21 protein-coding genes and 2 pseudogenes are annotated in these 26,242 nt (G+C 38.1%); 17 read left to right on the forward strand and 6 right to left on the reverse strand.

What is annotated here, in order from left to right; genetic code table 11:
• Window positions 1-89: 89 nt before the first annotated feature.
• Both QWU_RS04550 and QWU_RS04555 read right to left on the reverse strand, forming a co-directional pair.
• Window positions 90-1,784, reverse strand: coding sequence for a tetratricopeptide repeat protein (locus QWU_RS04550; protein WP_006589175.1), 1,695 nt, complete (start codon window positions 1,782-1,784; stop codon window positions 90-92).
• 89 nt (window positions 1,785-1,873) lie between these two features.
• Complete coding sequence (locus QWU_RS04555) at window positions 1,874-2,893, reverse strand: polyprenyl synthetase family protein (protein ID WP_017196299.1); 1,020 nt, start codon at window positions 2,891-2,893, stop codon at window positions 1,874-1,876.
• Between the two features lie 257 nt (window positions 2,894-3,150).
• Here QWU_RS04555 and QWU_RS04560 point away from each other — a divergent pair, with 257 nt between their 5' ends.
• From QWU_RS04560 to QWU_RS04595, 7 genes and pseudogenes are all read left to right on the forward strand, one after another.
• A complete protein-coding gene (locus QWU_RS04560) occupies window positions 3,151-3,942 on the forward strand; it encodes a tRNA1(Val) (adenine(37)-N6)-methyltransferase (protein WP_017196300.1) in 792 nt (263 codons plus the stop codon).
• Between the two features lie 190 nt (window positions 3,943-4,132).
• Window positions 4,133-4,980, forward strand: a pseudogene (locus QWU_RS09100) (S49 family peptidase).
• Between the two features lie 255 nt (window positions 4,981-5,235).
• Complete coding sequence (locus QWU_RS04575) at window positions 5,236-6,144, forward strand: 4-(cytidine 5'-diphospho)-2-C-methyl-D-erythritol kinase (RefSeq protein ID WP_017196302.1); 909 nt, start codon at window positions 5,236-5,238, stop codon at window positions 6,142-6,144.
• A gap of 137 nt (window positions 6,145-6,281) precedes the next feature.
• Entirely contained in the window at window positions 6,282-6,923 is a 642-nt protein-coding gene (locus QWU_RS04580) for a ribonuclease HII (protein WP_006589180.1), read from the forward strand.
• Complete coding sequence (locus tag QWU_RS04585; RefSeq protein WP_006589181.1) at window positions 6,920-7,882, forward strand: L-threonylcarbamoyladenylate synthase; 963 nt, start codon at window positions 6,920-6,922, stop codon at window positions 7,880-7,882. The genes QWU_RS04580 and QWU_RS04585 overlap by 4 nt, the downstream gene beginning before the upstream one ends.
• Before the next feature lie 2 nt (window positions 7,883-7,884).
• A complete protein-coding gene (locus tag QWU_RS04590; RefSeq protein WP_017196303.1) occupies window positions 7,885-9,294 on the forward strand; it encodes an FAD-binding oxidoreductase in 1,410 nt (469 codons plus the stop codon).
• A 149-nt stretch (window positions 9,295-9,443) separates the two neighbouring features.
• Entirely contained in the window at window positions 9,444-9,971 is a 528-nt protein-coding gene (locus tag QWU_RS04595) for a DUF6101 family protein (protein WP_006589183.1), read from the forward strand.
• 373 nt (window positions 9,972-10,344) lie between these two features.
• On the opposite strand, the gene purD is transcribed toward QWU_RS04595, so the two are convergent.
• The gene (purD, locus tag QWU_RS04600) at window positions 10,345-11,619 is read right to left on the reverse strand and encodes a phosphoribosylamine--glycine ligase (protein WP_017196304.1); all 1,275 of its coding nucleotides are present in this window, start codon (window positions 11,617-11,619) and stop codon (window positions 10,345-10,347) included.
• 90 nt (window positions 11,620-11,709) lie between these two features.
• Here purD and ubiA point away from each other — a divergent pair.
• Window positions 11,710-12,727 (forward strand): annotated as a pseudogene (gene ubiA / locus QWU_RS09105) (4-hydroxybenzoate octaprenyltransferase).
• A 390-nt stretch (window positions 12,728-13,117) separates the two neighbouring features.
• On the opposite strand, the gene pdxH reads toward ubiA, so the two are convergent.
• The gene (gene pdxH / locus QWU_RS04610) at window positions 13,118-13,741 is read right to left on the reverse strand and encodes a pyridoxamine 5'-phosphate oxidase (protein ID WP_006589186.1); all 624 of its coding nucleotides are present in this window, start codon (window positions 13,739-13,741) and stop codon (window positions 13,118-13,120) included.
• A 320-nt stretch (window positions 13,742-14,061) separates the two neighbouring features.
• On the opposite strand from pdxH, the gene QWU_RS04615 reads away from it, so the two are divergent.
• From QWU_RS04615 to QWU_RS04650, 8 genes are all read left to right on the forward strand, one after another.
• Window positions 14,062-14,964, forward strand: a complete 903-nt coding sequence (locus tag QWU_RS04615) for a DnaJ C-terminal domain-containing protein (RefSeq protein WP_006589187.1) — start codon at window positions 14,062-14,064, stop codon at window positions 14,962-14,964.
• 112 nt (window positions 14,965-15,076) lie between these two features.
• Window positions 15,077-15,895, forward strand: a complete 819-nt coding sequence (fabI, locus tag QWU_RS04620) for an enoyl-ACP reductase FabI (protein ID WP_006589188.1) — start codon at window positions 15,077-15,079, stop codon at window positions 15,893-15,895.
• Between the two features lie 129 nt (window positions 15,896-16,024).
• Window positions 16,025-17,113 carry a chorismate synthase gene (gene aroC / locus QWU_RS04625; protein ID WP_006589189.1) on the forward strand — a complete coding sequence of 363 codons (1,089 nt, stop codon included), beginning with the start codon at window positions 16,025-16,027 and terminating at the stop codon, window positions 17,111-17,113.
• A gap of 15 nt (window positions 17,114-17,128) precedes the next feature.
• Window positions 17,129-18,235 carry a 3,4-dihydroxy-2-butanone-4-phosphate synthase gene (gene ribB / locus QWU_RS04630; RefSeq protein ID WP_017196305.1) on the forward strand — a complete coding sequence of 369 codons (1,107 nt, stop codon included), beginning with the start codon at window positions 17,129-17,131 and terminating at the stop codon, window positions 18,233-18,235.
• 7 nt (window positions 18,236-18,242) lie between these two features.
• Window positions 18,243-18,503 carry an exodeoxyribonuclease VII small subunit gene (locus QWU_RS04635; protein ID WP_006589191.1) on the forward strand — a complete coding sequence of 87 codons (261 nt, stop codon included), beginning with the start codon at window positions 18,243-18,245 and terminating at the stop codon, window positions 18,501-18,503.
• A 229-nt stretch (window positions 18,504-18,732) separates the two neighbouring features.
• Window positions 18,733-20,649, forward strand: a complete 1,917-nt coding sequence (gene dxs, locus QWU_RS04640; RefSeq protein WP_006589192.1) for a 1-deoxy-D-xylulose-5-phosphate synthase — start codon at window positions 18,733-18,735, stop codon at window positions 20,647-20,649.
• 7 nt (window positions 20,650-20,656) lie between these two features.
• Complete coding sequence (locus QWU_RS04645) at window positions 20,657-21,403, forward strand: TlyA family RNA methyltransferase (protein WP_006589193.1); 747 nt, start codon at window positions 20,657-20,659, stop codon at window positions 21,401-21,403.
• The gene (locus tag QWU_RS04650) at window positions 21,400-22,653 is read left to right on the forward strand and encodes a class I SAM-dependent RNA methyltransferase (RefSeq protein ID WP_006589194.1); all 1,254 of its coding nucleotides are present in this window, start codon (window positions 21,400-21,402) and stop codon (window positions 22,651-22,653) included. Before QWU_RS04645 ends, QWU_RS04650 begins: the two co-directional genes overlap by 4 nt.
• 61 nt (window positions 22,654-22,714) lie before the next feature.
• On the opposite strand, the gene tldD is transcribed toward QWU_RS04650, so the two are convergent.
• Entirely contained in the window at window positions 22,715-24,133 is a 1,419-nt protein-coding gene (gene tldD / locus QWU_RS04655) for a metalloprotease TldD (RefSeq protein WP_006589195.1), read from the reverse strand.
• 108 nt (window positions 24,134-24,241) lie between these two features.
• Complete coding sequence (locus QWU_RS04660; protein ID WP_006589196.1) at window positions 24,242-24,781, reverse strand: invasion associated locus B family protein; 540 nt, start codon at window positions 24,779-24,781, stop codon at window positions 24,242-24,244.
• Window positions 24,782-25,190: 409 nt separating this feature from the next.
• On the opposite strand from QWU_RS04660, the gene cyoE reads away from it, so the two are divergent.
• On the forward strand, window positions 25,191-26,108 hold the full coding sequence (cyoE, locus tag QWU_RS04665) for a heme o synthase (RefSeq protein ID WP_006589197.1): 918 nt from the start codon (window positions 25,191-25,193) through the stop codon (window positions 26,106-26,108).
• Window positions 26,109-26,242 lie beyond the last annotated feature (134 nt).

Raw genomic sequence — 26,242 nt, forward strand, 5'->3', positions numbered from 1 at the left:
AAATATTTTAATCTATAGACAGCAATCAAAGGAAATTTAGTCTTTATAGTTATCTATTGTTTCATGTGCTTATGGTCAAGCATCGTTGTTTATTGTAAGCCAAATTTCAATTTTTTTCGAATTTTTGCGGAGTCTTTTGCTTCTCCATCGATTGCATGATTCCATTGAAAAATTGCTTCACGTTTGCGTCCAATTTGCCAATAGGCATCACCTAGATGGTCATTCAATGTTGGATCTTCGGGTTGTAATTTAACCGCATTTTCCAATATTTGAACAGCTTTGTTATATTGTTTAAGTTTGTAATAAGCCCATCCTAGAGAGTCCAAGATATAACTATTTTTCGACTGTAACGCAGAAGCTTTCTGCAGCATGTGGAGTGATTCTTCAAGTTTTTGATCACGATCAACAAGCGAATAGCCTAGATAATTGAGAACTTGCGGTTGATTAGGAAAAAATTCCAGTGCTTTTCGCAGATCAATTTCGGCTTTTTCCCATTGATTCAAATGTTCGAAAGCAATTCCACGCTGATAAAAAAGCTTCCAATCATCTCGTTGAAAATTTTGTATCTGTGCAATGGCATGATCCAGTGTCTGAGTAGCTTCTAAAAATTTATTATCTTGTATATAAAAAGCAGCCAACGTTATCAAAATGGGGCGATCATTGGGAAATTTTTTTCTTAATGAGGTGAGTAATTTAATAGCTTCTTTGTAATTATTATTTTTTGCAAGCAGAAATGCAAGTTGAAGCTGTCCATCTCTATAATAGGAAGACTTAGGTGATAAAGCGCGATAAAGTTTAATTGCTTGATAAGGATTATCTAATCGGGCAGAAATATGTGCGAGCTGGAACAGTGTTGCGTCATTTTGAGGGTATAAGGCGAAAGATAATTGTTTAAAAATACGTGCAATTTGTCCTGAGTTTCTGTAGTTAAGAGCTGTTCCAAAATTGTACAATACTTCGCCTGCTCCCTGTTGGGGGGTTTTAACCAATCTTTCTAAGGAAGCGCCGTTTTCAATTTTTTCTCGGATATTTTTAAGGACTTCTCGACCCGACAACATTTGTTCGCCATGCTTAATAGTTTGAAGAGCTTGATTGCGCATATTATGGCGCAATTGGAACGAGGCGTAGGCTATCACAATGCGCTCATAAGTGTTGGGGGCTATAAGGTTTCCCTGTTTGTTATTGAGTGCTTGTACAAAATATTTTTTGGCATCTTCTGTACGTTCTGCAAGGTCATTCATAAGTGCGATATGATAATGTATAAAAAGGTTATACCAGATAGGCCCTTTGATTTTTTCAAGATTAGCAATTGCTTGAGATTTTTGTCCAGATCCAAATGTTATCCATGCACCAATGAGTTCAGGTACTGGATTATTGAGTGCAGGAGGTTCTTTTAATTGCAAAAGAAGTTGAGCATTTTCGTAATCTTTTTTTATAAAACTTTCTATCGACAGCGTCAAGGAAACAAAGGGGGTTATAACACCTTGCTCTTTAAGTTTTTGAGCCTGCTGAACAGCTTCTTTAAAGTTTCCAAGCGAAAGCATTGCTTCAAGGAGTTCTTTTTGAGTTTCGATATTATCGGGCTTATAAGTGAGGGCCTGTTTAAAATAATTTATGGCAAGATCTGTTTTATTTTCGTGGTTTGCTACCCTTCCAGCTAAGTATGCACCTGTAAATGAGGTTGTATTTACAGGAACGTTTATTTTGCTGTAAGTGGCTGATGGCATCAACATGATACCCGCAATCAAGAACGTCAAAAAGCGGAATACTGTTGCACTGCACATAGAGCTAATCCTTTTCAAGATGAATCAATTATATAGTTTATAGATCATTTCCAATTATTTTATTAAATAATATTATAATTTTTGCAAAATCAGGTTACACGCGCAATACAAAATTCAACGGCCTCAACAAGAGCATTATGGGCAGGACTTTTATTTATAGAAGCAAGAGTATCGATTGCACGCATTCCATAAAGATGAGCCTGTTTTATTGTATCTGTGAGGCTATCATATTTTTCTATCAAATGTTGCGCACCTACGAAGGCTTCATTATCGTTATTGCCTTTTTCAAGAGCCTGTTTCCAGAATGCTTTTTCTACCGCATTACTGCGTGCATATGCGAGGATAACAGGCATTGTGATTTTTCCCTCTCTAAAATCATCTCCAATGTTTTTTCCCAAATGTTTAGCAGAACCACCATAGTCAAGCGCATCATCAATCAATTGGAAAGCTAGTCCTAAAAATGTGCCATATTCACGCAATGCAGAACGCTCTTTCTTTCCATAACCAGCAATAATTGGTCCGACTTCAGCGGCAGCTGAAAAAAGTGCTGCTGTTTTTGCATTGATGACTTTAAGATAATCTGAAGCACTGGTTTCAATATTTTTTGCGGTAGAAAGTTGCATAACTTCTCCCTCAGCAATAATTGCAGCAGCGTTTGCAAGAACAGAGAGTGCTTCTATAGAACCAACATCAACCATCATTTTAAAAGCTTGTCCCAACAAAAAATCACCAACAAGTACGCTTGCTTGATTCCCCCAAATCATTCGTGCGGTAGATTTTCCGCGTCGTAAATGACTTTCATCAATCACATCATCGTGTAACAAGGTTGCTGTGTGCATAAATTCAACAGCTGTTGCAAGTTTTATGTGCCCATCATTTTGATAATCAAACATATGAGCGGAAGCTAATGTGATCATTGGGCGTAACCGTTTTCCACCTGATGAAATAAGATGATTGGAAATTTCAGGGATCATTTCAACTTCTTCTGATTTTGCCATAGAGAGGATCAATTGATTGACGCGCTCCATATCATTTTTTGTAAGACTAATGAGAGATTGGAGGGATATTTGATTATTTTGTGTTTGATCTAATTTTGTGGCGACACTCACAATATGTTGACTCCTAAAGTATTGCAATGGACATCTATGAATTCTATTTTTTAAAACATTAGCATAAAGGGGGTTTTATTTTGACTCAAGCTTTTGATGCTACTTTGAAGTGTAAACTTTGAATGATATGTGCGAGAGTATATTTTAAAAACTTGTATAATATTCTTTCTAGAGGTTAAAGAAAAAAATTTGCAACAGCTTTATTTAAAGTGTCATTGAGAAGAAAAGTTCAGTTTATAATAAACATAGGCTTTCAAATGGATAAAACAGCGAATCAGGATAGTGAAACAATAGACAGTTTTCATCATGGGAGATTTTATTTGGTTCAACCCCGCGGATATGGTCATCGCTCTGGGATGGATGCTATGTTATTAGCTAGTTTAGTTCCTACTAATCTCAATGGAAAGGTTGTTGATTTAGGGGCAGGGGCTGGAGCTGCGGGGTTAGCGGTTGCTTCGCGTTGTTCACAAGTTCATGTTACGTTGGTTGAGCGCTCATCTTTTATGGCATCTTATGCACAAAAAACGCTTATGCTAAAACAAAATGAAAAATTTGCTGAGCGGATTTGTTTGTTAAAAGCAGATGTTACTTTGAAAGGAAAAAATCGTTTAAAGGCAGGATTGGTGGATAATTCTTTTGATTTTGCCATTATGAATCCACCTTTTAACAATCCTGCGGATCGTAAAACACCTGATGAACAAAAATCTGAGGCACATGTTATGCCTGAAGCGATGTTTGATCATTGGTTTCGAAGTGCAGCAGCAATTGTTAAACCAAGTGGATATTTAGGATTAATTGCACGTCCGCAATCGCTAAATGACATCTTGTATGCTTTAGAAGGCCGCTTTGGTGGTATCTGTATCATTCCCATTCACGCACGTGCAAAAACTGCGGCAATTCGTATTTTATGTTATGCAAAACGAGGCAGTAGAGCAGCTTTATCGATTTTACCGGCGTTGGTTATACACGAGGATAAAGAGCATACTTTTTCACCGCGGATTAATGCAATCAATAATGGATTTATAAGTTTGTGGGAACTTTTAAAATGATATCTTGTATTTTCCAGTTTATTATTTAAGTTTAGATTTAACTTTTCGCCGTTTAAGGATATTTTAATTTTGGATCAATTGGGATTTGAGTTTATATTTTGGAGTTATTTAGGCACTTTGATGTTCGGTTATGTTCTGCCTTTTTTACTACCTTGCCTTTTCCTCTAGCTTATAAGGATGTTTTGTTTTGATGGACATGATAAAAAATCTTATTCCACTTCGTTTTTTTCTAGCCAATCTGTAATTCCTGTGGTGCGCCTTCATGGTGCGATTATGGATTCTACGACATCAATAGCCCGTACACTTTCGTTGGGTAGGTGTGCTAATCTTTTAGATAAGGCTTTTGCATACAAAAAAGCACCAGCTGTTGTAATTGTTATAAATTCTCCTGGTGGTTCTCCGGTGCAATCACGTCTTATTTTCAAGCGTATTCGTGATTTGGCAGAAGAAAAAAATAAACAGGTTCTTGTTTTTATTGAAGATATAGCCGCATCTGGTGGTTATATGATTGCTTGTGCGGGGGATGAGATTTTTGCTGATCCTTCTTCGATTGTTGGTTCTATAGGGGTTGTTTCTGCGTCCTTTGGTTTTCCTGAGCTTTTGAAAAAAATTGGTGTGGAACGGCGCGTTTATACAGCAGGAAAGAACAAGGTTACACTAGATCCATTTCAGCCTGAAAAAAAAGCTGATATTGAGCATTTGAAATCTCTACAACTTGAAGTTCATCAAACTTTTATTGATTTGGTGAAAGAGCGTCGTGCAGCGAAGTTATCAAGTAATCCAGATATTTTTACAGGAATGTTTTGGAGTGGAAAGAAAGGTGTTGAACTTGGCCTTATCGATGGATTAAACGATATACGATCTGTTATTAAGGAGCGGTTTGGGGATGATACAAAGCTTCGCTTAATTACTCCTCCAAAAAGCATTTTAGGACCTAAAACTCCTGCGGGAATTACTGCTCAAGCGGCTTATACAGCAGTTGATAGTGCGTTGACGGTATTACAAGAGCGTGCGCTTTGGCAACATTATGGTTTATGACGGGAAATGCAATTTGATAGATGCTCAACAGAGTGAATGATTTTGCCTAAAAATGGTTCTGAAAAGGAATACGCTTGAAATGATACGGATGATTACATTCGGTTTGTGGTGTATGATAATTTTTCATACTTATTATTTTTTTAGGAAACGATTACAGAAAATACCACAGGGAAGAGAGGAGGAGGAATCTAGAGCCAATACAGAACAACAGGGCACATTGGTAAAGGATTCCAGCACAGGTGAATATTACGTCAGATGATATCAAATGTACAAGTTTTGTCCAAAGGCTATTCTTATATAGTAACACCTATTAAGTTGAATTTAGCTTTGCATGTGGTTGGACAGCGCACAGATGGTTATCATTTATTAGAAAGTTTGGTCTATTTTAGTTTTAGCGGCGATCTTATAAGTTATGCACCTTGTGAATGTGATAACTTTGCTTTAACCGGTCCGTTTGCAAAGGATCTGGTGTTTGATACAAACAATTTGGTTATTCATGCACGTGATTTTATGCGCAAGACATTTCCTGAAAATGCTAAACCGGCTTTTTTTCAACTTGTTAAAACACTACCCGTTGCTTCAGGCATTGGTGGCGGTTCAGGTGATGCTGCTAGCGTTTTAAGCATGTTGCATCAACAGTGGAAACTTAACTGTTCTTATGAAAAACTAGCAGAAATGAGTTTAATTCTTGGTGCTGATGTGCCAATGTGTCTTTTTGCATTAGAATATCAGCGGCCGCTTTTTGTGAAAGGCATAGGCCAAGATATTATCCCAATAAAGGAGGCTTGTTCTCTCGCCATGGTATTAGTAAATCATGGACAACAGATTGCAACGAAGACTGTTTTTGAAGTTTTAGAAAAGCATAATTCTTCTCCTCTAACAATTGATCCAGCAGCTTTGAAAACAGTCGATACATTGGTTGAAGCTTTACAAGAAACGCGTAATGATCTTTTTGCCCCTGCTTTAAAAATTGCACCTCAATTAACACAAGTTTTATCTACATTGGATGAATGTGGCTCTGTTTTTTCTCGTATGTCTGGGTCGGGAGCAACGTGTTTTGGTATTTTTAAAGATCAGCAAGCTGCCAAAAAGGCAGCTCTTTTTATCAAATCGATACATCCAGATTGGTTTGTCAAACCTATCATGACTGCAGGAAAAATTTAAAAGGTAAGTATGAAGGTAAGAAATTTTGTTTGGCTAGAGAGTAATAGAATACGTATTTTTTGTTTTTTAGATTAAATATATACGTGCTAAGCAGAAGACTCCATCATTGAGTTCTTTGTATTTGTGATTGATAAAAGATGTTTAAGTTACCGCTTCAGCCAAATTTTTCATGTGAATTGGATTTGCAAAACCAAGGTTTTTTTCATATAGCCGGCGTTGATGAGGTAGGACGTGGACCTCTTGCAGGGCCTGTGGTAACAGCTGCAGTTATTTTGGATAAAGAGCATATTCCTCGCGGACTTAATGATTCAAAAAGACTTTCTATTCTACAACGTGAGAAACTGTATAATAAAATTTTGCAAAGTGCATTAGCGATTTCGGTTGCTAGTCTTTGCGCTCGTACGATTGATCAATCTAATATTAGACAAGTAACTTTAGAAGCAATGCGTCGCTGTATTACAGGATTAGCAGTTCCAGTTCATTACGTACTGGTTGATGGACGTGATGTTCCCTCTAAGTTACCATGTCCAGCAACTGCTTTGATTAAGGGCGATCAGCATTCGGTTTCAATTGCAGCAGCATCTATTATTGCCAAAGTAACACGGGATCGGATGATGGAATATGCAGGGAAAATTTATCAGGGATATGGTTTAGAAAGGCATGTAGGTTATGCGACGCTAGCGCATCGTACTGCTCTTGATAAATATGGGCCAATTGTGGGATTACATCGTTATAGTTTTGCACCGCTCAAAGGGCGCTATAGGGATGATGTTTTATGATAATTTCTCCTCTCAAGAGCGCTTCAATAAAGAAGGCAGTTGCACTTCTTAAGCAGGGAAAATTAGTAGCTTTGCCAACAGAAACGGTTTACGGATTGGCAGGTGATGCAACCAATGGGAGGGCTGTGTCATCTATTTTTTCTACAAAGAGACGCCCACAATTTAATCCTCTTATTGCGCATGTCAGTAGCATCGATATGGCGGAGTGTTATGTTGAAATTGATTTTCTTTCACGTCGATTAATGGAGGTATTTTGGCCAGGACCTTTGACATTGGTTTTACCTCTAAAAGCACAGCATAATATCCATCCTTTAACGACTGCTGGTTTGAGTACATTGGCTGTTCGTCTTCCAAATGGTCCTTTTGCAGAAGTTGTAGAATATTGTGGTCGACCTCTTGCTGCTCCTAGTGCAAATCAATCAGGGTATCTTAGTCCTACTTCTGCGGAAGCTGTTTTTGCATCTTTAGGGAGATCTGTTCCTTTGATTCTTGACGGAGGATTTTGTAAAATAGGAATTGAATCGACAATTATTAAAGTTTTTGGTGAAAATATTTATCTTTTGCGTCCTGGGGGGCTTGTAGCTGAAGAGATTGAAGAAGTTGCCGGGAAATTGTTAAAACGAATAGATCAGCAGACTGCTATTGAGGCACCAGGCATGTTAACGTCGCATTATGCACCAAGTGCTGTGATGCGTTTGAATGTGAACAAGGTAGAAAGTGGTGAAGCACTTTTAGCATTTGGTAGGAAGCGCGTTATAGGGGTTGAAAATGCCATTTCTGTTTTAAATCTTAGCGAGAATGGACAATTAGAAGAGGCAGCTTCCCATTTATTTCAATATATGAGGGAATTAGATTCGTTGAAAGTTAAATCTATTGCAGTAGAACCTATACCATCATACGGATTAGGTGAGGCTATTAATGATCGTCTTATACGTGCTGCAGCTCCAAAGGAGAAATGAATATGGAGCAGGAGTTAATTGAGAAATTTACAAAAATTGTTGGTGTTGGGCATGCTATTACAGATCAGGTGTTAATTGCACCCTATTTACTTGAAGAACGTGGACTTTTTCATGGAAAAACCCCTTTACTTTTACGACCATCCTCTACCGCAGAAGTATCTTCGATTATGCAGTTAGCGAGCCAAACACGTACATCAATTGTACCTCAGGGGGGGAATACAGGTCTTGTAGGTGGTCAACAACCAGATGAGAGTGGAAGCAGCGTTGTTTTATCCATGGAACGATTGAATAAGGTGAGATGTTTAAATCTTGAAGGTAATTTTGCTGTAGTGGAAGCTGGAGTTATTTTACAAGACTTACAGAAAAAAGCAGATGAGTCAGATCGTTTTTTTCCTCTTTCTTTGGCTTCAGAGGGGGCTTGCCAGATAGGAGGGAATCTTTCATCGAATGCTGGAGGAACAGCTGTTTTGGCTTATGGTAATATGCGCGAACTTTGTCTTGGTTTGGAAGTTGTTTTGCCTGATGGGCGTATTTTGGATGATTTGCGTTTTGTCAAGAAAGACAATAGCGGGTATGATTTGAAAAATCTTTTTATTGGTGCAGAAGGGACTCTAGGAGTTATAACAGCAGCAGTTTTAAAGCTTTTCCCAAAACCTAAAGGACAAGCAGTTGCTTTGGTGGGGTTATGTAGTCCAGCGAAAGCTCTTAAGCTTTTATCTCTCGCGCAATGTTATGGAGGGGGGATGTTGACTGGTTTTGAGCTGATGGGCAAACTCAGCTTGCAAATGGCTTTAGATTATAAGATGTGTGAGAGGTCTCCTCTTGAGCATGAGCATGAATGGTATGTATTGATTCATATTTCTTCATTAAAAGGTGAGGATGAAGCATTAACAGTACTCAGTATTATTTTGGAAGAGTCTTTACATGAAGCTGTGATAGAGGACGCAGTTGTTGCGCAATCGTTAAAGCAGCAAGATTTTTTTTGGCAATTGCGTGAAACTATATCATCAGCGCAGAAATTAGCAGGAGGATCCATTAAGCATGATATTGCGGTACCACTTACCTCCATTCCTAATTTTATCTCTGAGGCAGCAGATATTGTTGAAGAGATTTCTCCGGGTGCGCGGGTGGTTTGTTTTGGCCATATGGGCGATGGAAATTTACACTATAATATCACACAGCCTATTGGCGCTGATTCCGAAGTTTTTTTGCAGTTATGGTCACGAATGAATCAGAGCATTCACAGCTTAGTGATGCACTATCAAGGTGCATTTTCTGCTGAACATGGAATTGGTCAACTTAAGCGCAGGGAACTTCGTACTTTCAAATCACCCGTTGCGTTAGAAATTATGCAAGGGATTAAGAAAGCACTTGATCCTTTAGGGATTATGAACCCTGGAAAAATATTATAATTCAAAAGGTATGAGTATTGTTATGTGTTTTTATTTAGATTTCAATAACCAAGAAAGAAAGCAGTTGTTTTTAATTCAATCTTTTAATAGTTCAATGAGGAAAAGCTGTTAAAGGGTGTATATTGTTAAGATAAATTGGGACACATTATATGGCTAATCAATGCTTTAATCAGGCAAAAGCGGTGCTTGAATTTCGGTTAGATCCGTGCCATTTGCCACAAACAACAACATATTTTTCATCAAAAACGGGCAATAAAATAATTTGCTTGTTAAGTGATCGCGGTGTTTTTTTTAAAATGGATACGCCTTCAAGCTTATCGCGTTTAATGCCATCTTATCATTTTAAAGGCATTGCGGCACGTACTGTAAAAACGTATTCAGGAGAGAGAGCTGTTGCATTAGAACTTCTGCATAAGGATGAGGAAGCGTGCATTCTACTTTTGGTATCTAGAGATTTGAATAATATTCTTCTAGACTGGCGATTATGGGCGGATATTTATAATCTTCCTATGCTTATGATCAGTGAAGATAATCGTGTCATAGTGGTCAAAGATCGCTCTGATTTACGTCGATTTTTTTGCACGACGTTGCATTCTAAACAAAAGCACTTTTTACTCCGTTATAAAAAACCATTGGGTTTACATTTGGTGATCGCAAATCAGACCGTGCTACGGTAGTATTGCTGTGTATTCATTTTTTGCTATTTTTGCCATTGTGCTGCTACGATACGTGTATTTTGCATTTTTGAGCGTTTTGTTTGCAAAGTATGTTCTTAGTAAGCATTTGCACGAGATGTTTCTTTTATCGTGATAACAGTAATACCTTTTTTTGAGATAGTTAAACTATTGACTTTGATGATATGACAATACCTTCTTAATGCATAGGCAATAACAGAGCATGATTCTTATTTTATCTATGTTTTGGTGGATGTGAGTAAAAGAAGATTTGACCTCTTTCAAGGTGATAGGAAATATGGAACAGTTAGCAGATTTATGCTGCATATTATCTTAAGTAAAGTTATGAAATCATAAAAAGAAATGTTCGAAGTATTTAACTTTTTTGCGCTATAGCTCTCCATCCAATATCACGACGAACAAATCCTTCTGGCCAATCAATACAATCAACAGCTTCATAGGCGCGTTTTTGTGCATGCATAGCGGTTTCTCCCGTTGCTGTTATATTTAAAACACGTCCACCATTGGCAATAAGCTTTCCATTACGCAATAGAGTGCCGGCTTGAAAAACTTTCACATCAGGCAGAGCGTTTACCTTATCAAGATTGCCGATAATAGTCCCTTTTTGGGGGCAATCCGGGTAACCTTTTGCCGCCATAACAACAGTCAAAGCAGTTTTTTCAGACCATTGAAGGTTTTTTTGTTCAAGATTTCCTTGAGCTGCTGCAAGAAGTATGGGAAGAATATCATCTTTAAGACGCATCATTAAAACTTGACATTCAGGATCACCAAATCGCACGTTAAACTCAATGAGTTCAGGTCCTTTTTGTGTTATCATCAATCCGACGAAAAGAACGCCTTTAAAGGGAGCTCCCATAGCGTTCATACTGTGTAGAGTTGGTTCAACAATTTCTTTGAGGGTACGATTAACCATTTCTTCAGTCATGATGGTCGCTGGAGAATAAGCACCCATGCCACCGGTATTTGCTCCAGTATCACCTTCACCCACACGTTTATGATCTTGCGCGGAGCCAAAGGGCAGAGCAACTTTACCATCACAAAGACAAAAGAAGCTTACTTCCTCACCTTCAAGAAAAGATTCTATAACAATTTTTTTTTCTACATCACAGGAGGTATTTTTGAAGCAAGCATCAACGGCATTAAATGCTTCCTCTATAGTTGTTGCCACAACAACACCTTTACCAGCAGCTAAACCATCCGCTTTAATAACAATAGGAACACTTTGTTGATGAATGTAGGCTTTGGCTTTTGCAGAATCACTAAAGCATTGGTAAGATGCTGTAGGAATGTTATTTTTACGGCACAGATTCTTTGTAAAAGCTTTTGAACCTTCTAGCTGAGCAGCCTTTTGAGTTGGTCCAAATACGTAGATATTAGCCTTGTTAAGGGAGTCTGTTATACCCGCAACGAGTGGTGCTTCTGGTCCAACAACCACAAGATCAATAAAATGCGTTTTACAAAAGTCAATAACCAGAGAATGATCATCAATGTTTAAATCAACATTTTCACCATGTTCTACTGTTGCAGGATTTCCTGGAGCACAATATAATTTTGTTAGCAGTGGTGATGTCGCTATTTTCCATGCTAAAGCATGTTCTCGTCCGCCTGAGCCGATAAGAAGGATGTTCATTGCTTATGCTCCTATTATAGAAAATAATTAAATGATTCCTGTCATAAGAATGAAATGCCTCTATCGCAAGACTAAAGGTAAAATTATTTGATGAAAAAAAATAAAAATATTGCACATATTCAATCCTGCGAGAATCGGGGACGAGTGATGGATGCATCTTCTAGACAGTGGGTCTATCGTTTTCTACCTCCTTCTGTATGGTTTTATGCTCAATTAGCACGTTGGGATAGGCCTATTGGTTGGCAGTTATTGATGTGGCCTTGTTTTTGGTCCACAACGATGGCTTTTATCTCTTACGAAATGTATTCCTTTGAAACGTACCCATTACCTCTTTTATCAGCGTTATTGCATTGGTTTTGGTATCTCTTGCTTTTCCTTTTAGGTTCCATAGCAATGCGGGGTGCAGGCTGTACTTGGAACGATCTTATCGATCATCAAATTGATTCTCAGGTAGAGAGAACACGTTCTCGTCCATTGCCAACAGGCCATGTAAGTCGGTTTCAGGCAAAGCTTTTTATATTGGTGCAATGTTTGGTTGGTTTAGGCATCTTGTCACAATTTAATAGATATAGTTTTTTTTAGGGATCTCGTCATTGGTAGCAGTTGCACTCTATCCTTTTATGAAACGCATAACATATTGGCCACAGTTTTTTTAGGTATTGCATTTAATTGGGGAGCATTAATGGGATGGGCAGTTGTATGGGGAAGTTTGAATTGGTCACCAATTTTTCTTTATATGGGATCCATCTTATGGACGATAGGTTATGATACAATTTACGCGCATCAAGATAAAGAGGATGATGCAACTGTTGGCGTACTCTCCACAGCTCTTCTCTTTGGTGAAGGTACCAAGCGTGCGTTGGTATTTTTTTATAGCGGTTTTGTGGTGCTCATCAGTTTAGCATTTTATTTAGCAAAAGTTCCTCTTATTAGCTTTTTGGGGATTTTGGTAGCAAGTATTCATATGTTCATTCAAATTAAAGTTATTGATATAAATGACAGTTCACAATGTCTAAAGCTTTTCAAATCGAACTCATTTATTGGTTTTGTAATTTTTGCTGGTTTAATATGTGGTGGTATATGGATGATATTTTCCTCTGCGATTTAACAACAAGTTAAAAAATAACATTATGTATTACGTTATGTTGAAATGGATATCTGTCATAGGATATTGAAGATAAAAGCCTGTGTTTATTGATTTTAAATTTATTATCCTTGACAATTTTTAAGAATCTATTTGCATTTGATAGATAAGCTTTATTTTGCGCTCCATTGAAACAAGCTGAGTATTCTCATTAAAGGTAGCTAAGTTTAGTTGAAGTCTTTATAACTTTAACCTTTTTTCAAGCTATACAGTAAGAAAAAGATTATTATCAGCCAAGGTTTTCATAGAAAGAGAAGAGATTTTTTTCAAATCAATGATTTAATTTTTATTTTGAAAAGAATTGTCTCATTGTTATGAGGACAAGATTTTCAATAACAATGAAATTTTGGAGAATTAGGGATAAAGTTTTTGCTTTTGCCAATTATTTTGTTCAACACAATCGCGTGTAAAAAGGAGGCGATCATGTAAACGAAATGGGCGATCACGCCAGAATTCGATAGAGAGGGGTTTAACGCGAAATCCAGACCAATAGGGTGGACGTGGGATATTCCCTACTGCATAACGTGTCGTATATTGAGCAATTGCTTTTTCGAGGACAAAACGGTTTTCTAAGGGGCGAGATTGTTTAGATGCCCACGCACCAATTCGACTCCGACGTGGACGCGATTGAAAATATGCATCTGCTTCTTGAACACTGATTTTTTCAACAATTCCCCGAATTCTGACCTGACGACGCAACGATTTCCAATGAAAGGCTAAGGATGCTTTCATTGATTGTAAAATTTCTTTTCCTTTTTGGCTTTCATAATTTGTATAGAAAACGAAACCTTGAGAACTATAATCTTTGAGAAGCACCATACGGACATTAGGCAACCCCGTTTCGTCAACGGTTGCTAATGCCATAGCATTAGGGTCATTTATCTCACTCATTTTTGCTTCTTCAAGCCACTTTGCAAAAAGGGTGAAAGGTTTTTGCATTTGCATAAAACTATCATCTATTTGTATTTTATTGCTCATAATATCTCCAAATGTCCACGAATATGAGTGAGTAGTTCGTTAATTTATTTTGTCATCAAGAAATAAAACGCTATTTCTTCTCATTGTGAGAAACTAATACCGTCACATACTATTATGGTATCTTTACCATTTTTGTCTTTAGTATAAAACGCGATGAGCCAAATGAAATAAAATATCTATTTTATCTGGTATTTTAGTTTCTTGATAGACATATAAAGAGAAGAAAAATCATTCTTGGAAAGAGAGTGATGAATTATGAAAAATATTGGACAATATATCAGTTGATATTTTAAAAACAGAAAAATTGAAAAGAGGGCAATATGCGTGATCCCTACACGATTTTGGGTGTGGCACGTACCGCAAAACCGCAAGAAATTAAATCAGCATTCAGAAAGTTAGCAAAGAAATATCATCCAGACCACAATGTGAATGATGTAAAAGCTAAAGAAAAGTTTTCTGAAATTAATCAAGCTTATGAAATTATAGGGGATAAGGACAAAAGGGCACAATTTGACCGCGGTGAAATTGATATGGAAGGAAAGCCACTATATCAAGCTTATGGTGCTGGTGAAAATTTTAGCAATAATCACAATCCGTTTTCAGGAAGAAGAAAAGGGTTTGATTTTTCTTCTTCAAGTGGTGCAGGTTTTGATGCCAGTGATATTTTTCGCGATCTATTTAGCAGGGGAGGAAGCTTTTCGAATTCAGCACGATATAATAGGCCTCAACAAGGGGCGCATGTTCGTGCTAATCTTGCAATAACGTTGGAACAGATGGTTGGGGCGGAAAAGGTAGAAGCTGTCTTTCCTGGTGGAAAAAGGTTAAAAATTAAACTTCCAGACTATGTTGAAGATGGGCAAACCATTCGTTTAAAAGGCCAAGGAGAAGAGGTGGCTTATGGGCAAGCTGGAGATGCTTTGATAACGATTCAGATTCAAAAACATCCTCGTTTGCGCGTTGAAGGAAGAGCCCTCCATCTTGATTTACCAGTTTCTCTTAAACATGCTGTTCTGGGAGCAAAAGAGGAAATTGAGACCTTAGAAGGCCGTGTAGTTTTAACGATTCCTGCTTGGTCAAGCTCTGATCGTGTTTTACGGTTGAAAGGAAAAGGGCTTCGTTTAAAAAATGGCACGAGAGATGATCTTTATGTGCATGTTCGTATAATGTTACCAGAAGGTGGGGATGCTAGTTTAGAGCAATTTTTGCAAATGCAAAAGGATTAACGCTTGAGTGATATAAAAGCACAGTTTTTAAAGCAATTACTTGAAGAAAAAGTTGACCTATGCCATAGGCAGATGAATAATATTAATTTTAAGTAACAATGGGGCAGTGCTAATGGCTAAAGGTAATGGTTTATTGTACGATAAGCGTGGTTTAATTTTGGGATTAGCCAATAATCGTTCCATCGCTTGGGGGATAGCTAAGGCAGCAAATGCTGCCGGAGCAGAGCTTGCTTTTACCTATCAGGGTGATGCGATGAAAAAGCGTGTTGAGCCTTTGGCTGCGGAAGTACAAGGTTTCGTTTGCGGTCATTGTGATGTTTCTGATAGTGCATCTATTGATACAGTTTTTAGAGAAATAGAGAAGAAGTGGGGTAAACTCGATTTTTTAGTTCATGCTATTGGTTTTTCTGATAAAGATGAATTAAGTGGTCGTTATATTGATATTAGCGAATCGAATTTTATGATGACCATGAATATTTCTGTTTATTCCTTAACGGCTTTAGCAAAGCGTGCAGAGAAATTGATGCCGGATGGTGGTTCAATTTTAACACTAAGTTATTATGGTGCAGAAAAAGTTGTTCCTAATTATAATGTGATGGGAGTTGCCAAAGCCGCTCTTGAAGCAAGTGTGAAATATCTTGCAGTGGATTTAGGTCCAAAGAATATCCGTGTTAATGCTCTATCTGCTGGACCAATCAAGACCTTAGCTGCTTCTGGCATTGGTGATTTTCGTTATATCTTAAAATGGAATGAATATAATGCTCCCTTACGTCGAACGGTAACAATTGAAGAAGTTGGTGATTCTGCTCTTTACTTTCTTTCAGATTTGTCTCGTTCTGTTACAGGTGAAGTGCATCATGTTGATTCAGGTTATAATATCATAGGCATGAAAGCTGTAGATGCGCCGGATATTTCTGTCATTAAAGAGTAAAGCTTGATTCGATAAAAGTGATTTGATCGAATTTAAAACGGCCAATGGTATTTGGGGAGAGTAACTTTTTTATACAGCACAATATAGGCTGTTGTTGCGTATATTTGACGAAGAAACGGGTCATTTTTCATGTCGCATAATACATTTGGTCATTTGTTTCGCGTCACAACATGGGGAGAAAGCCATGGAGCTGCTCTTGGTTGTGTTATTGATGGTTGCCCTCCTGGTATTACTTTTACGCTTTCAGATATTCAAGCTTATCTTGATAAACGCAGACCAGGACAGTCCAAATATACAACGCAGCGTCAAGAACTGGATAGAGTAGAGGTCCTTTCAGGTGTTATTTCTCAGGATGAGGGAACAACCTTTGTAGCAACGGGTACACCAATTTCTCTTTTGATTCGAAATACAAATCAACGCTCTCAAGATTATGGCGCTATTGCTCATCAGTATCGTCCTGGCCATGCGGATTATACATATGATGTTAAATATGGCATTCGTGATTTTCGAGGTGGCGGACGAGCTTCAGCGCGTGAGACGGCAGCGCGTGTTGCGGCCGGTGCTCTTGCGCGTAAAATTGTTCCTAATTTGATTGTACGAGGAGCAGTGATAGCGATTGGTCCCCATACGATTAATCGTGATCGTTGGAATTGGTCAGAGGTTAATAACAATTCTTTTTTTACACCTGATGCCGAGATGGTACAGTTTTTTAGTGACTATATCGATAAAGTGCGCAAAGATGGTTCATCTGTTGGTGCTGTTGTTGAAATTATTGCAGAAAATGTTCCACCAGGTTTAGGAGCACCGATTTACGCAAAACTTGATCAAGATATCGCGTCATTCCTTATGTCGATTAATGCGGTCAAAGGGGTGGAAATAGGTGATGGTTTTGCTGCCTCTCACCTGAGAGGAGAAGAAAATGCAGATGAAATGCGAATGGGAAGTGACGGAAAACCACACTTTTTATCTAATCATGCCGGTGGTGTTTTAGGTGGAATATCGAGTGGACAGCCAATAATCGCGCGTTTCGCTGTGAAGCCTACTTCATCAATTTTAACACCGTGTCGTTCGATCGATGTTAATGGGAAAGAAATAGATGTTGTAACGAAAGGGCGTCATGATCCTTGTGTTGGAATTCGTGCTGTTCCTGTTGGCGAAGCAATGGTTGCCTGTGCTATTGCAGACCATTATCTGAGGCATCGCGGTCAGGTTGGATGATTTGAAAGGTAAATAATGGCGTATGACGAAGAAAAAATTGTTTCAACACTCCAAGCTTTTGAACGTGGTGAAATTGTCGTAGTTACCGATGATGAAGGCCGTGAAAATGAAGGTGATTTAACGGTTGCTGCTGCCCATTGTACAGAAGAAAAGATGGCATTTATCATTCGTCATACAACAGGTATTGTCTGTGCTCCTATGCCAAAAGAAGAAGCGCAACGGTTTCATCTTACTCCTATGGTACCAGATAACGATTCTGCCCATCGTACCCAGTTTACTGTGACTGTTGATTTTAAACATGGGATAACAACGGGAATTTCAGCGCACGATCGTACATTAGCTGTGCGTCATCTTGCTAATTCGAATGCTGTTCCAAACGATTTTGTTCGTCCTGGACATATTTTTCCTTTAATTGCGCATGAAGGGGGGGTTCTTATGCGTTCAGGTCACACGGAAGCAGCTGTTGATTTATGTAAATTAGTTGGTTTGCCTCCCGTTGGAGTTATCGGTGAATTGGTTAATGATGATGGCAGCGTTAAGCATGGAGATGAGATTACAAAATTTGCACAAGAGAATAAGTTACATATCATAACGGTTGCAGATTTGATTGCTTATCGCCAATGTAAAGAAATTTTGATCAAACAAGTTGGAGAAATGCCGATTGAAACATCAATAGGACCAGCTATTGTACAAAGTTATCAACTTCCTTGGGAAGACGTGCAACATATTACAATTGTTTTTGGTGATATCAGTAAAGGTGAAAATATTCCTGTATATTTATATCATGAAAATATTTTGAACAATGTTTTGGGGCAATCTGTGGATATCATAGCCCTTATGCAGTGTATGATGAAAAAAGAAGAATGTGGTGTGTTTGTTTATTTGCGTGAAGAATCTGTTGGTATACAATCAGCTATTGGCAGTCAGAAGAGTATGAAAAAAAATTTAGAAAGCCATGTGCAAGCAATTGAACGTGAAAAAAAATGGTGCCAAATTGGTTTAGCATCGCAAATTTTGAAATATTTAGGGATTCGTTCTGTTATTGTTTATGCTTCTCAAGAGCATCATTATGTGGGTTTAGAAGGTTTTGGAGTCCATATATCCAGAACAGAGATTTTGTGAGGATTACATGAAACAAGAGACAAATAAGGGAGATATTACGACGTTAAGTTTTGAAGAAGCACTTAAACAACTTGAAGTAATTGTTGAGAATTTAGAACGCGGGGATGTTCCTTTAGAACAGTCAATTGATATTTATGAGCGAGGCGAGTCTCTTAAACAGCATTGCGAGAAACTCTTGAAAGTAGCTGAAGCTAAGGTTGAAAAAATTCAACTTTCACGAGAAGGTTTTCCAGAAGGTGTAGAGCCTCTTGATTCTAAAGAACACTGAATCGTTTAGGGATATTTATGTGGCAAGACAGGAGATACAATAATTGAGTTTTAGGAAACGCATTTTATTGATTTCTTTATTGTAGAATAAACACGTAAAAAGAAAAAACATAACATGTTTCCAATAAAAAATGTTTTCCAGTGAAAATATGCAAAACTATAAATAGGAGAGAGGGAAACATGTTCTTATCATTTCATTTATTTGATAAAATAGTATTAAGGAGCCTTTTTTGTCTCGGAGATTGACGCCATTACTTGATCGTATTTGTTTGCCTCATGATTTGCGGGCATTACCTGAGTCTGATTTGGTAAGGTTAGCTAATGAGTTGCGGACGGAAACGATTGATGCGGTTTCTGTAACAGGTGGCCATCTTGGTGCTGGACTTGGTGTTGTCGAGCTCACTATTGCGTTGCATTATGTTTTTCAGACCCCTGAGGATAGGATCATTTGGGATGTTGGTCACCAAGCTTATCCGCATAAAATTTTAACAGGGCGTAGAGATAGAATCCGCACATTACGTCAAGAGGGTGGATTATCAGGTTTTACGAAGCGTTCCGAAAGTGTGTATGATCCATTCGGTGCGGGCCATTCTTCTACTTCCATTTCGGCTGGTCTTGGTATGTCTGTGGCAAGTGCTTTAAAAGCAGAGACAAAACGCAATGTCATTGCTATCATTGGTGATGGTGCCATGTCCGCTGGTATGGCTTATGAAGCGATGAATAATGCAGGTGCTTTAAACGCGCGTTTGATTGTTATTCTTAATGACAACGATATGTCTATTGCACCACCCACGGGTGCTATGAGTGCACATCTTGCACGTTTGGTTTCTCGTCCTGCTTACCGTAGTTTGCGTGAACGGGTAAAGTTACTGGGAGAGAAATTGCCTAGGTTTTTTTTAGATAAAGCACGTCTTTCAGAGGAGTTTGCACGTGGCCTTTTGGTTGGGGGAACTTTATTTGAAGAGCTTGGTTTTTATTATGTTGGACCGATAGATGGTCATAACTTAAAGCATTTATTACCTGTTTTAAAAAATGTTCGCGAATATCCTCATGGTCCTGTTTTGGTACATGTTGTAACCCATAAGGGTAAAGGATATGCACCTGCCGAAGCGTCATCGGATAAATATCATGGTGTTAACCGTTTTGATATTACAACAGGGAAACAGGTTAAAACGCCAAGCCGTGCTCTGCCCTATACGAAGGTATTTTCTAAGGCTTTAATAGAAGAAGCCACACATGATGATAAAATTGTGAGTATAACTGCAGCAATGCCAACAGGGACAGGTCTTGATGCTTTCGCAGAAAAATTTCCTAAAAGAATGTTTGATGTTGGTATTGCTGAGCAGCATGCCGTAACTTTTGCTGCAGGCATTGCTTGTGAAGGCTACAAGCCTTTTGTCGCGATTTATTCTACTTTTTTACAACGTGCTTATGATCAGATTATTCATGATGTATCAATTCAAAAATTGCCTGTGCGTTTTGCAATTGATCGCGCAGGTTTTGTAGGAGCAGATGGCGCAACGCACGCTGGCAATTTTGATATTGTTTTTTTAGCCACTCTACCTGAATTTGTTGTGATGGCGCCCTCTGATGAAGTTGAGCTGATGCATATGGTACGTACTGCTGCAGCTTATGATCAGGGACCAATTTCTTTTCGTTATCCGCGTGGTGAAGGTGTTGGCATAGATTTACCGCAGCGTGGTGAGTTATTAGAGATTGGCAAAGGGCGTCTTTTACGTGAGGGAAACAGGGTTGCTTTAGTTTGTTTTGGAACGCGAATGCCAGAAGTGTTAGAGGCTGCTGATGTGCTGGGTGCGGAAGGGTTATCTACAACGGTCGCAGATGCGCGGTTTGCAAAGCCTTTAGATAAGGATTTGATGCGTCGTTTGGCGCGTGAGCATGAAGTATTGGTGACAATTGAAGAAGGTGCGGTAGGCGGATTTGGAGCCCATTTATTACAATTTTTAGCGCAAGAAGGGCTTTTAGAACAGGGTTTAAAAGTTCGTACCTTAAAACTTCCTGATGAATATTTGAATCATGGTTCACCAGAGAAAGTTCTTTCACGTATAGGGCTTGATGTTACTGGTATTGTTAACACAGTTTTTACTGCTTTGGGACGCAAGATTCGGACAGTACAGAAGATTTGAGTGTGAAATGGTTGCCGGGAAAAGGCTCGATATTTTTTTAGTTGAAAGGAACTTTTTTAAAACACGCTCTCGAGCACGTGATGCAGTTATACGTAAAACCGTTAAAGTTAATGGCGAAATCATTTTAAAAGCTGGGCAAATCGTTTCTGATGATGCAGAGATAATCGTTTGCGATCCGGCGCAGAATTATGTTTCACGTGCGGCATTAAAATTGATTAGTGCACTTGATACATTTCCAATTATAACGGATAAAGTGACTGCTCTTGATATTGGTGCATCGACAGGTGGTTTTACGCAAGTTCTCTTAGAACGTGGAGCAGCCCATGTTATTGCTGTTGATGTCGGTCATCATCAATTAGACACACGTTTATCGAACAATGATGCGATAACCTTATTAGAAGGTTTGAATGTTAGAGATTTAAAATCAGAACATTTAGGCGGGCGGAAAATAAATCTCATTGTTTCAGATGTTAGTTTTATTTCTCTCAAGCTTGCATTACCTCCTGTCTTATCTTTAGCCGAGAAGGGTGCACAAGCTGTTTTATTGGTAAAGCCTCAATTTGAGGTTGGTCGTCAACATCTTGGTAAGAGGGGAGTATTAAAAGACCCATCAATAGCTAAACAAACTGCTGAAGAACTTTTTAATTGGCTGAATACGCAAAGTGGATGGAGTGCAAAAGCTTTGCTTCCTTCACCTATTGTCGGTGGTGACGGCAATGTAGAATATTTGTTATTTGGAGAAAAACAACAGTGAATGACAATGTCATAATCGATCATATTGGAGTAAATGGTTATGGTGTTATCAAAACATTGCATGACTTTGTTTATGTTCCTTTTACTTTACCAGGAGAATGTGCCGAAATCGCTATTCATGGAAAATATGCCACACTTATAGCATTAAAGAAAAAATCACCACAACGCATTGATGCTCTATGCAGGCATTTTGGAGAGTGTGGTGGATGTATGCTTCAACATTGGCATATCGATTCTTATCATGAATGGAAGAGACAACTGGTGATTGATGCTCTGAAAGAATATAAACTTGATGTTGCTGTTTCACCTTTAATAGGGTGTTCCCCCTATAGTCGCCGGCGAATGACTCTCACGGCATCTATGACACCACAAGGTCAGAGAGTCGGATTTAATCGTCACCTCTCTCATGAAATTGTCTCTCTTGAAGAATGTCCAGTAAGCTGTTCACAAATTATATCTAAACTCGGTGATATCAGGAAACTCTGTGCTTTTTTAAGCAATCATGCCAAACGATTTCACATAACGGTAACATGTATTGCAAATGGTTTAGATGTTGCTGTAAGCGGTTGTATTATACACCATGAATTGCTCCGTCAGAAAATAATTCATACAGCTCTTGCATGTGGAATTACACGCTTATCTGTTGAAGGTGAAGTTTTTGTTGAACGAGAAAAACCATTAATTTACTTTGGAGATGTCTGTGTTGAATTTCCTGCAGGAGGTTTTCTCCAAGCGACGTCTGAAGCAGAAAATATTATGGGCGATATTATTTTAACTCATTTTAAAAAGACAAAGAATGCTCTTGATTTGTTCTCAGGAGTGGGAACATTTGCTTTGCGTATGGCTAAAAAGGTGAATGTTCACGCGGTAGAGAATGATGAGAAAGCGTTAAAAAACTTAGAATTAGCAGCCCGTTTTGCAGTTGGTTTGAAAACCGTAACTTGTGAAAAACGCGATCTTTTTCGTTGTCCACTCTCTGTAAGGGAACTTGAATGTTTTGAATCTGTTGTTTTTAATCCTCCACGTAGTGGTGCAGAAAAACAAGTGCGTGAATTGGCTAAGGCAACAATACCCCGTATAGCAGCAATTTCATGTAATCCTATTACATTTGCTCGTGATTTATCTTTACTTATTGCTAGTGGCTATACAGTAGAAAAAGTCATACCGATTGATCAATTTTTATGGTCACCGCATGTTGAAATTATCGCCCTTTTAAGAAAGCGCAAAGTAAAATCAGACTGGAAGCTTTAGCTTCATGAAAAGACTTTTTAATTCCATTAAAAATCCTTTAACGAAATGAATTTGGTATATTTCATGAAAGTGCTGTGCCACCAATTGTCATATTATTAATTCGCAAATGAGGCTGTCCAACGCCCACAGGAACATTTTGTCCAGCTTTTCCACACATACCGATACCATTATCAAGTTTACTATCATTGCCAATCATTGTGATACGTTTCATAGCATCGGGTCCATTTCCGATAAGGGTTGCACCTTTTATGGGGGCTACAATTTTGCCATTTTCTACTCGATATGCTTCAGTGCATTCGAAAACAAATTTTCCAGAAGTAATATCAACTTGTCCTCCGCCAAATGAAACAGCATAAATACCATTTTTGAGTGAGGATAGAATTTCTTCAGGTGTTTTGTCACCTCCTAGCATAATGGTATTGGTCATTCTTGGCATTGGTGCATGCGCATAGGATTCACGTCGTCCATTTCCTGTTGGCTTCATTCCCATAAGCCGGGCATTCAGCCTGTCTTGCATAAAACCAATAAGTTTTCCATCTTCAATAAGAACGTTATATCCTGATGGAGTGCCTTCATCATCAATGGTGAGTGAACCACGGCACTGAGGAATTGTCCCATCATCAACAACTGTAACACCTTTTGCGGCAACCTGTTGGCCTAAAAGTTCAGAAAAAGCAGAAGTTTTTTTACGATTAAAATCACCTTCTAAGCCATGACCTACGGCTTCATGAAGCATAACACCTGGCCATCCATTAGCTAAGACAACATCAAATGTCCCTGCGGGTGCTGCTTCTGCATCTAAGTTTATGAGAGCCATACGCAAAGCTTCATCAGCAGCGTGTTTCCAATTTTCCTCATGAATGAATTTGCTAAATGCTTGTCGCCCACCACATCCATAAAAGCCATTTTCACGCCGATTACCTTCAGCAGCAACCACAGATATAGAAAGACGTACAAGAGGACGCACATCACAAACTAGATGTCCGTCTGCTCGTAAAATTTCAACATGCTGTAATGAGCCAGAAAGAGCAACAGTAACTTGATGTAATTTATCATTTTTAGCTCGTAAATAGGCATCAATTTTTTGTAAAAGTGCACTTTTTTCTTCAAATGATGGGGTATCAAGCGGATTATGTGGTTGATAAAGTCTTTTATTTGTTTTTTGAGGTGTTATGCTATAAGGCCCAGCATGATTATTATAGGTTACAGCTTTTGCTGCTTCACTAGCACGTTTGAGTGCAACTGCTGATAATTCACTAGAGTGCGCATATCCCGTAGCTTCTCCAGCAACCACGCGCAGACCAAATCCCATATCTTGATGAAATGAGCCATTTTTAAATTGTCCATTGTCAAATAAAAGGACTTCGCTTTCTGTATATTCTAGATAAAGTTCTCCATCATCAGCATGATGAAGTGTTTCTTGAACAAGTGATTGCACTTGAGATGGAGCAATATCAAAATGATCAATAAGCGATTTCATGGTCATTATCCTGTTTCATGGGTACAGAGAAAGATTTTTCTTTGCTTTATTTTGAGAAGCCGTGAAGCATGTTATAAGATTTTCATCATTCAATATGCGTAATTTTATTTATGTTGGTAGGGTTGCATAAGCATCACTAAGACCATGGAGATCAACGAGCCCTCCAATTGCTTGCTCAGGTGTTGTAAAAATAAAGTAGGTCGCCATCTTACCTTTTAAGAAGTGCTGTAATATATCCTCTTTAAGGACAGCTTCAGCAACACAATTATCACCAAGACAGCGACGATATTCTAATCTTCCCATATTTTTATCATCAATTTTAAGTCCAATACCGGGGCGTAATTCCACGCGGATCGGAACAAAAACACGCATCAAAGTTCCCTGATTTTTAGGAAGTTTATAAAATGTAACGCGCAGAGTAATATCATGGCGATTTTGTGTGTGTACATTTTGTACAATTTCACATTGTATATTAGGTGTACCTGGTGGCATAGAACAAACTTTTGTCCACGCACCGTAAGTTTGTGGGGCAGGAACATTTTGTGCATGAGATGTTTGTGCAGTCGCGTGATTTAAAGAAATATTACAGAGCGTATAAATAACAACACCAACAGAAAAAATTTTTTTAAACAATTTATAAAGCACCACAGGAAACCCTAACTCTCAAACCATACACCCTTAATGTATAGCTCTATATAAAAATAAATACTTAACTCAAAACAATATCAGTATAACACAAAACCATTTTTTACCCAAACATATTAATCTCTATGTACGTAATAAAAAAGCAAGAAAAACAAACCTATCGTAGTAGGTAGAAGGAGGGTTACTCTATAATGTTTGGTGGAATATATTTTTTATGGTACCTTTATAATGTAAGAAAAATATACTGAAAAAACATATTTTTGTTGCAAATGTTTCTATCTATTTCTAGGGAATATGTACGAGGGAGGTATCCTATATGTTCCCAGAAGCGCAATAATATTAATTGGTCGACCCCATATACTAGGCAGTATTTGTTTGTGGGTGACAAAAATGAAAAAGGTCTTTGAATGGAATGTCTGTTTCAGGAGAATTATCGGCAGTAAATGGTAAATCAGTTCAACCAAAATCCAGTATTGGTGATTATATCACGTTATTAAAACCACGAGTTATGTCACTTGTTGTCTTTACAGCTCTAGTTGGGTTGGTAGTATCGCCTGTTTCAATTCATCCATTTTATAGTTTTTTAGCGATCTTTTGTATTGCTATAGGTGGTGGTGCAGCTGGGGCACTTAATATGTGGTATGATGCTGACATTGACGCAGTGATGGAACGTACTAAAAATCGCCCTATCCCAATGGGTAAAATCAGTCGCAAGAGGGCACTTATTTTTGGTATGGTTTTATCTATTTTTTCAGTATTGGTTATGGGGATCTTCATTAATTGGTTTGCAGCATTTTTTCTTGCATTCACAATTTTCTTTTATGTCGTTATTTATACGATTTGGCTAAAACGTATAACGCCGCAAAATATTGTTATTGGTGGTGCATCTGGAGCTTTTCCACCAATGATTGGGTGGTCGGCGACAACGGGTACAGTAAGTATTGATAGCTTTTTATTATTTTTAATCATTTTTATGTGGACTCCGCCACATTTTTGGTCTCTTTCTCTCTTTTCATCTCTTGATTATGAAGCAGCTGGCATTCCTATGATGCCTAATGTACGAGGTGAGCATTCAACAAAAAAACAGATCTTATTTTATACTGTTTTAATGGCAATATGTGCGGCTGGACCCTACATTACTGGTTTTGTAGGAGTTTTGTATGGTATTTTTTCAACAATTTTAAGTATTGTTTTTGTTTATTTTGCCTGTCGCTTATGGAAAGCTGATACACATGATGTAACTATTTTGATGGCAAAAAAATTGTTTTTCTTTTCGTTATTTTATTTAGCTGCTCTCTTTGGAGTTCTTTTGATTGAAGCTCTTGTTTAGTCTTTTATCACTCTTTAATAGAGCTAGATGAAAGAGAAAACAAAAAGCTTTTTCTGAAGAAAATACCGTAGGAATACATTATAAGGTGGGTATACTATTGCTAATTGTTTTTTTCATTGTTTATGTAGTACATG

Source organism: Bartonella birtlesii IBS 325 (genome assembly GCF_000273375.1).
GTDB lineage: Bacteria > Pseudomonadota > Alphaproteobacteria > Rhizobiales > Rhizobiaceae > Bartonella > Bartonella birtlesii.